14 protein-coding genes are annotated in these 14090 nt (G+C 51.8%); 11 read left to right on the forward strand and 3 right to left on the reverse strand.

The features are described from left to right. Positions 1–52 precede the first annotated feature (52 nt). Positions 53–1048 carry a 2-enoyl thioester reductase domain-containing protein gene (locus QET40_RS03735; RefSeq protein WP_280125840.1) on the reverse strand — a complete coding sequence of 332 codons (996 nt, stop codon included), beginning with the start codon at positions 1046–1048 and terminating at the stop codon, positions 53–55. 202 nt (positions 1049–1250) lie between these two features. Here QET40_RS03735 and rpmB point away from each other — a divergent pair, with 202 nt between their 5' ends. Continuing rightward, positions 1251–1514: a 50S ribosomal protein L28 gene (rpmB, locus tag QET40_RS03740; RefSeq protein WP_280125841.1), complete on the forward strand. Its 264-nt coding sequence runs from the start codon at positions 1251–1253 to the stop codon at positions 1512–1514. A gap of 158 nt (positions 1515–1672) precedes the next feature. Here the strand turns inward: rpmB and QET40_RS03745 are convergent, their stop codons facing one another. Beyond that, positions 1673–2107 carry a hypothetical protein gene (locus QET40_RS03745; RefSeq protein ID WP_280125842.1) on the reverse strand — a complete coding sequence of 145 codons (435 nt, stop codon included), beginning with the start codon at positions 2105–2107 and terminating at the stop codon, positions 1673–1675. Between the two features lie 122 nt (positions 2108–2229). Between QET40_RS03745 and QET40_RS03750 the strand changes: the two genes are divergently transcribed. The 6 genes from QET40_RS03750 to QET40_RS03775 all read left to right on the forward strand — a co-directional run bounded on the left by QET40_RS03750 (position 2230) and on the right by QET40_RS03775 (position 9646). Continuing rightward, a complete protein-coding gene (locus QET40_RS03750; protein WP_280125843.1) occupies positions 2230–3516 on the forward strand; it encodes an ankyrin repeat domain-containing protein in 1287 nt (428 codons plus the stop codon). 215 nt (positions 3517–3731) lie between these two features. Further along, entirely contained in the window at positions 3732–3917 is a 186-nt protein-coding gene (locus QET40_RS03755; RefSeq protein WP_280125844.1) for a hypothetical protein, read from the forward strand. 150 nt (positions 3918–4067) lie between these two features. Beyond that, on the forward strand, positions 4068–4292 hold the full coding sequence (locus QET40_RS03760) for a hypothetical protein (RefSeq protein ID WP_280125845.1): 225 nt from the start codon (positions 4068–4070) through the stop codon (positions 4290–4292). Between the two features lie 178 nt (positions 4293–4470). Beyond that, on the forward strand, positions 4471–5613 hold the full coding sequence (locus QET40_RS03765) for an acyltransferase (RefSeq protein WP_280125846.1): 1143 nt from the start codon (positions 4471–4473) through the stop codon (positions 5611–5613). Positions 5614–5682: 69 nt separating this feature from the next. Continuing rightward, entirely contained in the window at positions 5683–6723 is a 1041-nt protein-coding gene (gene recA / locus QET40_RS03770) for a recombinase RecA (protein WP_280125847.1), read from the forward strand. Between the two features lie 529 nt (positions 6724–7252). Further along, positions 7253–9646, forward strand: coding sequence for a M60 family metallopeptidase (locus tag QET40_RS03775; protein WP_280125848.1), 2394 nt, complete (start codon positions 7253–7255; stop codon positions 9644–9646). 66 nt (positions 9647–9712) lie between these two features. On the opposite strand, the gene abc-f is transcribed toward QET40_RS03775, so the two are convergent. Further along, positions 9713–11323 carry a ribosomal protection-like ABC-F family protein gene (gene abc-f / locus QET40_RS03780; protein WP_280125849.1) on the reverse strand — a complete coding sequence of 537 codons (1611 nt, stop codon included), beginning with the start codon at positions 11321–11323 and terminating at the stop codon, positions 9713–9715. 134 nt (positions 11324–11457) lie between these two features. Between abc-f and QET40_RS03785 the strand changes: the two genes are divergently transcribed. The 4 genes from QET40_RS03785 (at position 11458) to QET40_RS03800 (ending at position 14050) form a co-directional block, all read left to right on the forward strand. Next, positions 11458–12093 carry a hypothetical protein gene (locus QET40_RS03785; protein ID WP_280125850.1) on the forward strand — a complete coding sequence of 212 codons (636 nt, stop codon included), beginning with the start codon at positions 11458–11460 and terminating at the stop codon, positions 12091–12093. A gap of 131 nt (positions 12094–12224) precedes the next feature. Beyond that, on the forward strand, positions 12225–13124 hold the full coding sequence (gene atpB / locus QET40_RS03790) for a F0F1 ATP synthase subunit A (RefSeq protein WP_280125851.1): 900 nt from the start codon (positions 12225–12227) through the stop codon (positions 13122–13124). Between the two features lie 88 nt (positions 13125–13212). Beyond that, complete coding sequence (locus tag QET40_RS03795; protein WP_280125852.1) at positions 13213–13437, forward strand: ATPase; 225 nt, start codon at positions 13213–13215, stop codon at positions 13435–13437. 73 nt (positions 13438–13510) lie between these two features. Beyond that, complete coding sequence (locus QET40_RS03800; protein WP_280125853.1) at positions 13511–14050, forward strand: ATP synthase F0 subunit B; 540 nt, start codon at positions 13511–13513, stop codon at positions 14048–14050. Positions 14051–14090 lie beyond the last annotated feature (40 nt).

A 14090-nucleotide genomic window follows, 5' to 3' on the forward strand; every position in this document is an offset into this window, starting at 1 on the left:
CTGTTTGGAACCGCACGGGGATCTTCATTGATATCAAGCAACATGAATGGGCTTATTTGCCCAAATCAAGGATGATCTTTCCATTGCGGAACTCTTCCTGAGCTTTTGCGGCAGCTTCGCGGATATCGTCGAGCGCATACACCGAATCCACGGCCTGGCTCAATTCTCCGGAGGCCATCCAGCCTGCCAGGCGGGCGTAGGCAGCTTCGATCTCCTCACGAGGAGACGACTTCAGCCACTGGGTCACCCAAAGCCCTTTGAGGCAGATACCCTTGAAGATCAGGAAGCCGTTCGGCACCTTGATGCTCTTCTTGCTCATCGCGCCAAAGGTAGCCATCGTGCCGCCGGGAGCCAGCATGTCCATCAGGCGCAGGGCGCTTTCTCCACCCACGGCATTGGATGCCAGCAGGGGGCGCACGCCGCCCGTCAATTCCAGCGTCTTCTTCACGACATCCTGCTCGTCTTCGCCGACGACAAGGTCGGCGCCGAGGGTCGTCAGTTCGTCTCGGAGATCATCCGGGCGGCGGACAAAATTGATCGTTTTAACACCCATCTGCTTCGCAATTTGAATCAGGCATCGTCCGACACCGGAGTTGGAAGCATTCTGGACAACCCAGTCGCCGGGTTTGAGATCGACAAAGCCTTCCAGCATACGCAGGGCCGTTAACGGATTCACCTTGAGCATGGCTGCCTGGAAGGGATCCACTTCATCCGCAACCTTAAGAAAAGAGTCCGCCGGGGCCGTCAGGAACCGACTCCACGACCCTATCCCGCGCAACATAATGACACGGTCACCGGAAACAAGGCCGGGAGCCGCCGATTCCTCGACAACTCCATAACCTTCCAGTCCTGCTCTGGAATCGGGAAACACGGGTTTCAACCCATACACCCCTTGCACAAAATTGACATCGGCGGGATTGATCGGCGCCGCAAGCATGCGCACCATCACCTCACCCTTTTGCGGCTCCGTCACCGGCCCGGTCATCACTTGAAGCTTGTCCTGCGGCTGACCACACTCGGAAAAAATCGCGTACTTGTTCTCTTGCATCGTCCTATTTGACAGCGAGTCAACCCGCCGGGTCAAGCATCACCTGTGTTCTGGCAATAAAATCAACGAGAAGGATTCGCCGATGAAAAAACAGAACGAACCGTCTTTTATAAAAAAATCGTAAAATTTTTATCAGTTATTCTTGACCTCGTCTGGATATAGGCTATCCTTCTTCTCCCGTAACCATTAACACCTGATTGCCATGTCCCGTATCTGCATCATCCGAGGCTCTGTCCCGCACACCGGCCGTCGCATTCACCGCTCCGGTCTCGCCAAGAAAAAGGGCGGTATCGGTCGCCACGTGACCAAGACTGTCAATCGTACCGTTTATCCTAATCTTCAAGAAAAACGCATCTGGGTTCCCGAACTGGGCCAGTTCATTCGTATGAAAATCTCTGTGAAAGCCCTGCGTACAATCAATAAGAACGGTGCGTACAACACCCTGAAAAAAGCAGGCCTCCTGTAAAAACATTCTGTCTTCGAACGTTTTTTGAACACTGAGTGCCTGCGGGGGTCCCAACCTACGCAGGTGCTTGTCGTTCCGAAAATAACTTCAATACGGGACGGTCTGTTGAGAGAGGCACCTTGAGGAAAGATTGAAAGGAATCGTATCCTCCTAACGTATTAAACATAGGTTCCGTGCCATAAATCAAAAAGATGAAAGCTCAAACCAAGATTGCCCTTCGAATCAATGACGATAACCCCAATCACCACTTGTGGAATAACCGTGGTGTCTGGTGGTGCCATGTAACAGTCCACAAACCAGACTCCACAGCGGAACGTCTGAGATTTTCCCTGAAAACCCGAGATATTGATAAAGCGCGCGAACGCAGAGATAAAATCTTTGCTTCGATTCAGCGCCACTTCGGTATCGCTGCCTAAAAAGGCATCAGGCAAACGCCAACGGATACCAGGCTCAATCACAGTAGCCGCACACATTAACAAACCCTTTTCAAAAACTGTTCTACCGATTCCGGTAGGGCAGTTTTTCTTTTTTCCTGAATATCCGCTTTGCCAAGTCCGGGAGAAAAACGGTCCCGCCGCATGTAGATGCATCAAAATTAACAGTCACCCAAAGGAAACAACTGACCTACCACCCCCGGAACTTCCTCCGGTGATTCTTCTTGGAAATGCTACAAACATTCGCTAACTTTGGATTCATAGGATTTTTTTCTCTTTTCATGATCTCCTTCCGTCCATCAACTCGCCACGTCATCTTATTGGCAAGTCTCCTGTTGATTTGCGGGGCAATCCTCACACTCCTCTGGCCACGCGAAATCACCTACCACTCCAAATGGACTCCTGAAGAACGGCAGGAAATCGCCGAGATCGCCAATTATTGGAACGATGTGCTAGACGCAGAAACACTGCACGTCATGCCTTCGATGGGCATTGGGTACATGCAAGTCAATTCACCAGAATACGGCTTCATCGCGAATCTCGTTCGCCACCTGCCAATCAAGGCACAGGAATCCATTCAGAAATATATCATCCGCTATAAAGCCAATCATATGCTCCAGAAAAAGCTGAATGTGATTCGCCAAACAGCTAAAACAGGAAATCCCCTCATCTACGATTCAGACTATTGGTCCCTGCTGACACAGGCTTGCGCGACCGGCAAAAACAGGCTTGCCAAACGATTGCTCGAAGAAGGCGCAGACCCCAATCTCAGCTCCCGCTCCGAATCATCCACGCAAGGTTATACGCCCCTGATGTTCGTGTGCATTTCGCCATATCTCAAAAAAGAACCGATTCCTCTGGAATCACGCATGGAACTCGTAAGGGTACTCTTACAGCATGGAGCAGACCCTTACATAACGACCGTAAGCGACCAGAAAGAATTGACTCTTATTGATATCGCCTGTCTTTCAACAGGGACATTCCAGGATCGGGAGCAACTTATTCTCAACCTATTGGATTTGGCGCCCAACTTCAGACTTTTCACCACAGCAGCCACATTGGAGGATTCACGGTCACAAATCCAGTTCCCTTTTTTTATGAGATACTCGAAAGTTGTCCGCAAGCTCGTCCAATCTGGAGCACCTGTCACCATGCCTGACGGGAAATCATACATCTGGAATATCTCATTGTATCGTCCCGATTGTTTTGAAATGGCCAAAGTCTTTCTGGAAGCAGGCCCGGAAAGCAACCGGGAATGGCTCCAGTTGCAACAATCCATACCAACGGCCCCATCCACCCCACCGTGCCATACCAGAAAAGAACTTGCCCAGTTGACACTTGACTTGCTAGCACTTCAATTTCAACCCTCCGAATCCAACATCAAGGAGCTGAATGAATTCCTCCTCTACCTCATCCAGCTTGGTGCCGATCCCGACCAACAGGCAAAACACCTCGAAACACCCCGGACATTGCTTCTCAAAGCTGCTTCATCTCCACACGTTCAAGAATTGTTACAGCACACATTGGGCACATCCAAACCGCCCCCAACAGGCAAAAAAACCTCATGAAATGCACAGCCAGAGTCTGCTGGACTTATTCTTGCGGCCATCGTTTTATTCACTGCCGCCTGGATCATTTTCTCGCAGTCGTCCAACATCACCTATCACCCCAAATGGACACCTGAGGAGCGCCAGGAAATTGGGGGCATCGTTTCCTATTACGAAAATGAATACTCGCCTGATGTTTTTCCGATCATATTGTCTTCCGACAATCAGCTCTCGAAATGGCTCGTTTTCTGCTGGATCACGGAACAGATCCCTCCATCAGGAACAAGGCTGGTAAAACAGCACGGGAAATCCTTCTTAAAGGGTCTCCGTTATCTTCTGCTCTGGCAAGAGACGGAAAGCTGGAAAAAGTCCTCGATCAGTTGCCGGAGCTCCCGGAAGATGAGGAAAGGCCGGAAAAATAAGGGATTCAGAAATTTTTTTGAACATTTCCGGAGAAAAAGTTGTTTCATTATATGCAAGGCAGCTACCGGATACGATCAAAATCTCCTCTCGGGCAGGAAAAAATGCTTTGCTCCAAGTCCGAACGAACCATTTCATAGAACGCAATTATTATGAAAACTCAAACCAAAATCGCACTGCGAATCAACGACGACAACCCCAATCATCACCTCTGGAACAACCGCGGCGTGTGGTGGTGCCATGTCACCGTCCACAAGCCGGATGCCACGGCGGAACGCCTGAGATTCTCCCTGAAGACCCGGGACGTGGAAAAGGCACGTTCCCGCAGGGATAAGATCTTCGCTTCCATTCAGGATCACTTCGGCATCGCTTCCTGATCCTTCTCTAGGGACGACGATCAATAGAGTAGCCTCCACGGAATTTTCCGGGAGAGTATCTTCTTCCAACAGCCGGCAGGTTCGCCTCCGGCTGTTTTTTTATTCCATATTTCGGAGGCAAGCATAAGCATTCCGCTCCGGCATGAAAGATTGCCGGTACCCGGTTCGTAAAAATGCTATGACTCAGCCGGACCTCCCTGCCCTTCCAACCAAGCCACACTACGTTATTCTGGACGGCTTGCGCGGGGTTGCCGCCATCATGGTGGTGATTTTCCACATTTTCGAAGCCAGCGCTACCGATCTGAAGTTTCATACGGACCAAATCGTCAACCACGGCTATCTGGGGGTGGATTTTTTCTTCATTCTCTCCGGATTCGTGATCGGCTATGCTTACGATGACCGCTGGGGAAAAATGAGTTTGTGGGAGTTCTGCAAGCGTCGCCTGACCCGACTCCAACCTATGGTCATCATGGGAATGGTGCTGGGAGCCGTTTTTTTCTATCCTCAGGCCTCGGAGCTTTTTCCCAGTATCGCCGGAACGCCTCTCTGGCTCATGCTGGCGGTGATGGCGGCCGGAAGCCTTCTACTGCCGGTACCTCTTTCACTTGATATCCGGGGATGGCAGGAGATGTATCCGTTGAACGGTCCCGGTTGGACGCTTTTCTTCGAGTACCTGGCCAATATCCTCTATGCCACTCTCATCAGGCGCCTTTCCAATATCTGGCTGGCATTTCTCGTCTTTCTGGCCGGATGTGCCCTGATACACCAGTGCTACACGATGGGCAACAATATCGGAGGATGGAGCCTGACGATTGAGCAACTCCAGGTCGGATTGACCCGGCTTGTCTTCCCGTTCTTCGGCGGTCTTCTACTCTTCCGTATCTGCAAGCCCTCACGGATCAAGCACGCGTTCTGGTGGTGCAGCCTCATCATCATCGGAGTCATGTGCATGCCCCATGTCGGCGGAGAGGAACACTACCATCTCAACGGACTCTACGATGCTTTCTGCATTATTGCAGTTTTCCCATTCGTCGTTTACCTGGGAGCCAGCGGCGTTCTCAGCGGGACATGTTCCAAACGTTTCTGCAAGTTTCTTGGAGAATTGTCGTATCCGCTTTACATTACACACTATCCGTTAATTTACCTCTACACGGCCTGGGTAGCCGACAACAAGATTCCTATAGCCGAGGCCATCCCCTTCGGCGCCCTTGTTCTGGCAAGCAGTATCATTCTGGCTGTCCTCTGCCTGAAACTATACGACGAACCAGTCCGTAACTGGCTCAAAAAACATTGGAATTCCGTGAGACCCGGAGCCATGTGACGGAAAGAATTGTCAGCTCACCCGATGGGCGCTTGAATATTCATCCGCTCCATTTATACTGCGTTGACTATGACGAGTGAAGCCCCTCAATCCGCTGATGCCGAAAAACTGGCGGCAGCCCGCAAACGCAACCTTGATCTGGCTATCTCCCAGATCCAGAAAGACTTTGGTGAGTCCGCCATCATGAGATTGGGCGACACTCACAAGAGCGATGTCGATGTCATCCCGACCGGAAACCTCCTGATTGACCGCGCTCTCGGCGTGGGCGGTTTCGCCCGAGGCCGTATTGTGGAAGTATTCGGTCCGGAATCTTCCGGGAAGACCACATTGACGCTGACAGCCATTGCCCAGGCTCAAAAGGCCGGAGGCCTTGCCGCCTTCATTGACGTAGAACACGCGCTGGATCCCCAGTATGCCTCCCGCCTGGGTGTCAATCTGGACGATCTGCTCGTCTCCCAGCCCAGCTCCGGGGAAGAAGCTCTCCAAATTTGTGAAGCTCTCGTCCGTTCAAACGCCATTGATGTCATCGTCGTGGACTCCGTAGCCGCCCTCGTCACCAGGCAAGAACTGGAAGGCGAAATCGGCGATTCCACCGTCGGCGCGCAAGCCCGTCTGATGTCCGCCGCCCTGCGCAAGCTGACCAGCTTTATCTCAAAGGCTCGCACGGTTTGCATCTTCACCAACCAGATCCGCGAAAAAATCGGCGTCATGTTCGGTAACCCGGAAACGACTCCCGGAGGCCGCGCCCTCAAATTCTACGCTTCCGTCCGCGTCGACATCCGTCGTATCGGTCAGATCAAAGCTTCGGACGGTTCCGTCAGCGGCAACCGTACCAAATTGAAAGTCGTCAAGAACAAGGTCGCGCCTCCCTTTACGGAATGCGAATTCGATATCATGTACAATGAAGGCATTTCCTCCGTTGGCAGCCTGCTCGATCTCGCCATGGAATACGATATCATTCAGAAGCGAGGCTCCTGGATTAGCTACAACGGCAACCAGATCGCCCAAGGCCGTGACGCAGCCAAGGAAGCCCTCAAGAATAACGCCGAGCTGTATGCCGAAATCGAAACCCTCGTCAAGCAGAAGCTGGACGAGAAGCAAGGCAAATAAATCTTACGAAAACACCGTAAAGATTTTCTCCTGAAAACAAGGTCGTTCCGCATTTCCGGAGCGGCCTTGTCGCATTTCAGGATTCGGACACAAGGTTTCAGGCCGACTTCAAGATGGGGGAACCATTTTTCTCGCTTATCCCCCCCAAAAAAAGAAACCGCTGTGCCGTCTATGGTGGTGAGCCACGTTCCCGTGTCTCAGTAGGGCGGGGACTTCCGCCATTCTTCTGAAGTATCCGCAAGGGACGGTTCATAGGAACAACGGGGCTGCCCCCATTATAATGTACTATCGGTTCGGGCCACCCGACCATTCGGCGACGCACACAGCAGTCATGAAGTAAAATAAGGTGACAGCTCGTAAAAATCAAAACAATTTTGATCCTTCACGCGTTAGACGTCATGGCAACCCGGGGCAATAGGAGAGATAGATCCCGGAGCTCCTTGTTTGTGAATGGGATTTGAAAGAAAAAGGGAGGATCTCCTGTATCTATAGTATGGTAAAAATATCCTTCATCCTTCTGCTTTCAACTATGACAGCCGGCCTCGTTTCCGGCGAACAGGAACCTCTCGCCAATATACCGCGCCATGGTATTACCCAAGAGATATGGGAAAGGCAACGAGGCAGTTCCGTTGCCGACATGACCCAAACGGAAGCCTACAAAAATGGGAAGCCAACGCGAACGAGTATTGTCAAAGAGTTGGATATTGATTCCCTCGGAGAAGAGTACGGAGCTCGCTACACTGCGATCCTCACTGTTCCCCGGAGCGGCAATTACACATTCTGGCTGTCTGGAGACGATACCGCCGAATTGTGGCTGAGTACCGGTGGCGATCTGGAAAAAATTGCCGGCCTAAACGTGTATACACCGCGTAAATCATTCAGGAACGATGCCAAATCACAACCGATCAGGCTGGAACAAGGCAAGAAATACAAGCTTCAAGTCTTGCATAAACAGGCCGGAGGAAACGATCATCTGACCGTCGCCTGGCAATGTGACGACAAACCAAGGGAAATCATAGGAACGGACTGCCTAACCCCCATCCTTGACGATTCCCAGAAAAAATCACTGGCGAAAACGTCCGCCCTTGACCAGCACAGAAACAAGCTCCAACGGGAATTGGCCAGCAAAAATGAAACAAACATTTCCGAGTGGCTCGACAATCTCTCCGACTCGGATCAGAAAATCGTCGCACATATCCTCCTTCAAAAGGAAAAATCCCTGGGTTCCCTATCTCCCGACAAACGCAAGGCCAACCTGAAAGCCTTCGCGACACTCGCCCAAGGCATCGTTCCCACAACCGACAAACCAATCAAAAATCCGGCAGCCAAGCGCCTCCTGTATCTGGAGGAAAAATATCTGGAATCGCTCACCCAGGACGAACTCAAAGCTTATGGCCCTCACCGTCTGGCACATATGCTGGGTGAAATTCCGAAGGATGCCAAAGCTGTCAGAAAAACAGTTCTTCTCTCGTCAAAAGGAGACAAGTGGGATCGTGAAATGGTATCTACCGGGGTTTATGCCCTGCCGGGAACCCCTATCACAGTGACCCTGCCTCCCGAATTGGCAAATGCCGCGCTGGAATTGATCATCGGCCACCATGTCCATGCAGGCATCCACCAAGATCCGCCTCTAACCAGCACGCCGAATACAACACGTCGGTTTCCGTTGAAAGGAACCAGAATTACGGCTATCTCTCCGCACGGAGGGATCGTCTTCATCCAGGTCCCCAAGGATGTCGCCCTGCAAAACGCTCCCGTGATTTTCGAGAATGTTCTGGAAGCCCCGCGATTCATCTTGGGCAAAACGGACAACGAAACTTGGAAAAAACTCCGGGAAGCTCCTGCTCCGTGGGGCGAACTTATTTCCGAAAACCTGTTGCTTCTCGTCAAATCGGACGATCTTCGCAAGCTGGACGATCCGACATCCCTGATGCAATGGTGGAATGAAAACTGCCGCCGCCACCAGGACTTCTACGCCTATTATCCCGGTTATCCCTTCCGCATGCATGCCAGCCTATACCCTCGTGAAGGCTACGCCTACTGGCCGTTGGAATGGCAACCGAAGAATATCGTACGCCTGCTGGATCTCGACGAGATGAAAACCAGAAACGACGGCCTCTTCCTCCACGAACACGGGCACCATGGAGACCCCGATGAAATTATCGTCGGCTACTGGGGAGAATCCACCTGCAACTGGGCCGGATACTATATGAAATCCTTGGAAGACTTCGACTGGAAGGATTCCCCGGATACACACATGCGCAAGCTCTTCGACCCCTCGGACAAGGCCCATGAAGAAATCAAGCAGGAAGGTTGGTACAAGATCTCTACCAAGGGAACCCACCACTGGTCCTACCCTATTACAAGCATGATGCTGGGACATACGGTGGACTTCGGCTGGCAACCGCTCAAAAACACGATCAGAAGGATGCGTAACCATGAAGATCCCATGTACAAATGGGACTTCGTCCAAGGCGACATGAATGATCAGAATGTGCGCGACCAGGCAAAGATCGATCGCTATCTCATCGGCCTTTCAGAAGAATGCCAGAGGGATGTCCGTCCATATTTCGCTCATTTTAAGTTGAAGCCATCCGCCGGAGCCGCCGAATATCTTGACAAAAAAGCCTTCCCGAAATGGGATTTATCCTACCTTCCCATGGATGCCGCCCTCACGACTCCGTCAAATATGCCTTTAACGATTCCCAATCCCGGACAATCCGTTCTGAGCATGGCCGGCCCCACGAAAATCAGCTGGAACACACGTACGGTTAACGGTGGAATCGTCAGAGTATCCCCCACTGGTGATGTGGTGTATACCCCCAAGCAAGGATTTTCCGGAGAAGACCGCATCTCCTACGTGCTGAAGAATCCGGTCGGAACCTCGCCTGTCAAATACCTCCCAGTCAATGTAGGCCAGTAGAAATGTCCTCCGTCCTTCTCATCTTTTTCCGATCACAAGAAAAAGGGAAGGACGGAGAAAAAAGAATCAGGAGGCAGTGATACCGCCCTTTTCGTCATCCAGAATCCCCGACTTTTCCAGGTAATAATCGTAACCGCCGGCATATGTCGTAACCGTACCCTGATTCACGTGGAGAGTCTTCTCTGCCAATGAACGGATGAAGTGAACATCGTGCGAAATGAAGACAAGAGTCCCCTCGTAATGCTTCAACGCCTGCACGAGTGCCTCGACGGACAAGAGGTCAAGGTGGGTTGTCGGTTCGTCCATCAGCAGGAGATTCGGAGGATCAACCAGGAACTTGACAAGACTCAGACGAGATTTTTCCCCACCGGAAAGTACTTGAACCCGTTTCTGTACGTCAGCCCGCCGGAAAAGGAAGGATCCGAGAATCGAACGGGCTTCCTCCTCGCGGATTTCATCACTGCACTTCATGATTTCCTCCAGCACCGTGTTGTCCGGATTGAGATTTTCCGAACGCGTCTGGGAAAAATAGCCGATGCGAGTCGTCGTCCCAGGGATGCGTTTACCCGCATTCACGGGCACAATTCCGGCAAGGATTTTCAGCAGGGTGGATTTACCGGCTCCGTTCGGACCGACCAGGACGATACGGTCTCCACGCTCAATCAACAAATCCAGGTTCTTGTAGACCTGGACGTCACCGTATGCTTGCCCGACTTTTTCCAGTTCCATCACCTTCTGAGTACTGCGTTGAGGTTGCGGGAAATTGAATTTGAAGACCTTGCGAATGGCCTTCGGCCTATTCACCAGTTTCATGCGTTCCAGTTGCTTAACGCGGCTCTGGACCTGGCCCGCCTTGGAAGCCACGGAACGAAATCGGTCGATAAACTCCTGAATGTGTTCAATTTCCTTCTGCTGATTGCGATAGGCGGCCTGGAGTTGTTCATAACGTTGTTCCTTGAGTTCCAGAAAGCGGCTATAATTGCCACGGTAGGGAACAAGTTCTTCGTCATCAATATCGTAGACAGTTTCGACGAGCTCGTCCATAAAGTCACGGTCGTGTGAAATCAGAAGGATAGCTCCGGGATAATTCTTCAAATATCGCTGGAGCCAGAGGAGGGACAAGAGATCCAGGTGGTTGGTCGGTTCATCCAGCATGAGCAGATCCGGCTCCATCACCAGCAATTTGGCAAGGTGGGCACGCATGACCCAGCCGCCGGACATTTCGCGGGCAGGACGATCGAAATCGCTATCGCGGAAGGAGAGCCCTTTGAGAATCTTCTTGGCTTTCGGCTCCAACTGGTACCCATTGGCGGCACTAAAGGTATCCATGGCATGGGCATATTCCTCCGTACTCATACGACCACTCTGTTCCGAGACCTTGATGACACGAAGGGCGGCAGCCAATTCCGGCGTTACGCCCATCGCGATTTCAAGAACCGTCTCATCGCGGGGATCGCCCGCCTCCTGAGGCAAATAGCCGATCACTCCATATTCATCCGTGCTAATGGATCCCTCGTCGGGCGTATCCTCGCCAAGGATCATGCGGAACAGAGTGGATTTGCCCGCGCCATTGGGACCGACCAGGGCGACACGTTCCCCCCAGTTGATCGTCATATCCGTTTCCCGAAACAGGGTCCTTCCGGCGTGCGCTTTGGTAAGTTTCTTGATTGTCAGCATGATAAATAGAGTAAAGCGACTTCAGCATAGGTAGGGATGGGACTTCAAGCAAGCATCGGGACAGATCAGGACACAAATTCATCTTTCTCCCTTTGGAATTTTCATATGGAAATGGTAGTTTCCCTTCCGATCTTATGCCTTACCGTCTGTTCATTACCATCCTGGCTCTTTTCTGTGTGTGGAATATCACATCGTGCTGCCAGGCTCCGCCGAAGGCATACGACACCAGCCCTTACGTCACCGCCAAAATCAGCGAGCTGCAACAGGACTTTCTGAAACTTCTGCCTCCGGGCCAAGCCCAAAAAACAGCCGCCAAAGAAGAAGCCTACTGGCTCGCCGACACGGCATACATTCAGTCCGCCAATATCGCCCGCAGCAATAACGCCATGTTTTTCGGGTGGATCAATAACATCATGGTCAACAGCCACATCCTGGACCGTGGCCTCTGCTATCACTACCAGCAGGATTTGTTCCGGGAACTTCGCAGACGCCGCCTCGACTATTTCACTCTGGGTCTCACCGTGCGCGACAAAGGCAAAGGCAGCTCGCATAGCTGCGTATACGTCAATGCCAAGGGCAAAGGACTGAAAGATGCTCTTGTCCTTGATGCATGGATCCATTGCGGACACCTCTCTATCATCCCTCCGGAAAAACGAGGCGACAACTGGCAGGAAGACCGCGCATGGCAGGATTACGCCGAACGCGCCTTCCCGGAAGAACACACATATCCCTTCCATTCCTATATCAGGGAAACCGGTCGGAATCCCTAGGAATAGGAGCCGCCATCCTGGTTGCGATGCCGTAAAATCCCACTTTCCTGCTTGCCAGCCCGAGTGGTTTTCCTCAGGATAGAGATGAGGAAAGGATGGGGCGAGTTGAAATTATTGAACACATAATTAAAATGTTAGCATCCCTACGCACATGGCTGTTTTCCGCAGTAGTTCTGACCATAGCCGGTTCGGCCGAAGCGAGCGGAGCCATGACTCTGGATGCTCCGCACCTGTTTTCCCTACCTCTTCCGGGGGGAATTGAACTGCCCTTTTCCAACTCGACAGTCATGCTGTTTCTGGCAGTCTGTGTAATCAGCCTGATTGTATGGCTTGGAACGCGGAAGATGGAATTAATCCCCCACGGAATCCAAAACGTCATTGAAGCCATCTACGAGGCTCTTTATAACTTCGTCCAGGGAATCCTGGGCCCCTATCTGACTCAGAAATACTTCTGGTATTTCGGGACTATTTTCATCCTGATCCTGTGCAGCAACTACATGGGGTTAATTCCCGGGGTAGGTATCGTTACGACAGTCAATGATGCCGGAGTCGTCGTTCCCGCATTTCGTGGGGCAAACGCAGACATGAACACCACGCTCATGCTGGGGCTGTTTTTCGCCGTCCTATGGTTCATCTGGAGCATCCGGGAACAGGGGATCAAACACTTCCTGCTTCACATTTTCGGTCCCAAGGGAGGAGTCAAGGGCATTATGGGATTCCTCCTCGTCCCGATTTTCCTCTTTGTCGGCTTGGTAGAATGCCTCAGTATCATGATCCGCCCGATTGCCCTGGCCGCCCGTTTGTTCGGCAATATCTTCGCGGGAGAAACCATCATTGAGCATATGTCCGAAATAGGGGGCCCCATCGCCAGCACCCTTTGCGTCCTTCCGTTCATGGCCATGGAAATACTCATCGGGTTCATCCAAGCGCTCGTTTTCGTCTTGCTGACAGCTATTTTCCTGAAACTGCAGGTAGGTGACTCGGTTCCGGATCATTCCTCCGATGCACCACTGAAAGAAGGAGGATCCTGACAGCAAAGGACCGTCATTTTCCATCACCGGATCATGGGCAAACTGTGAGGGTGATTCGACAACAACCAATAAATAGAGACCAAATAAAATGATTGAATACGTTCCCATGCTTGCCGAAGTAGCAGGCAATATTCACAACATCGGCTTCGGCCTTTCCACCATCGGTGCCGGCATCGGTATCGGCATCATCGGCGCCAAGGCTGCGGAAGCAACCGGACGCAACCCTTCCTCCTTCTCTTCCGTCATGGTTATTTCCATTACTCTGGCGGCTCTTATTGAAGGGGTTGCCCTGATCTCCATTTTCGTTAACTAAGCGGATTCGGTATCGTCCGGTCAGGAATACAATGCTGACCGGACGATTGACCCCGTATTCTTTTTCTTCAATTATGATCGTTACTATTCTCGCCGATGCCGGCAGTCAGTCCTGGAACCCGTTCGCTTCATTCGGTGTAACGAGTTGGGAGCCTCTTGTCTCCAACCTGATTGCCTTCATCCTGATGATCATCATCCTGCGCATTTTTGCCTTCAAGCCGATCCGGGAAATGCTCCAGAAGCGAAAAGACCGCATCGCCGAAGCCGAATACATGCGTGCCGAAAGCGAACGTAAACTGGCCTCTGTCCAGAAGGAAGCCAAGGAGATACTCGTCAAAGCCGGTCAGGAAGGCCAGGAACAGGTCGTCAAGGCCAAGGAAGCAGCTTCCAAACTACTCCAATCCAAGGAAGAAGAGGCAGCCCGTATGGCACGCGACATGATCGCCCGTTCGGAAGAAGCCGTTGCCATCGAGACCAAACAGGCACGGGAAGAACTCAAAAAAGACTTTGTCCGCATGGTAGCGCTCGCCACAGCCCAGGTTTCCGGCAAGGTGCTGACAGACGAAGACCACAGGCGCATTAACCAGGAATTGATCCAGGAGATCAAATCCTGACACCATCTCCCCTTTTCCCTCTATTTCATTCAGGCGAAAC

The sequence above is a fragment of the Akkermansia sp. N21169 genome (assembly GCF_029854675.1).
GTDB lineage: Bacteria > Verrucomicrobiota > Verrucomicrobiia > Verrucomicrobiales > Akkermansiaceae > Akkermansia.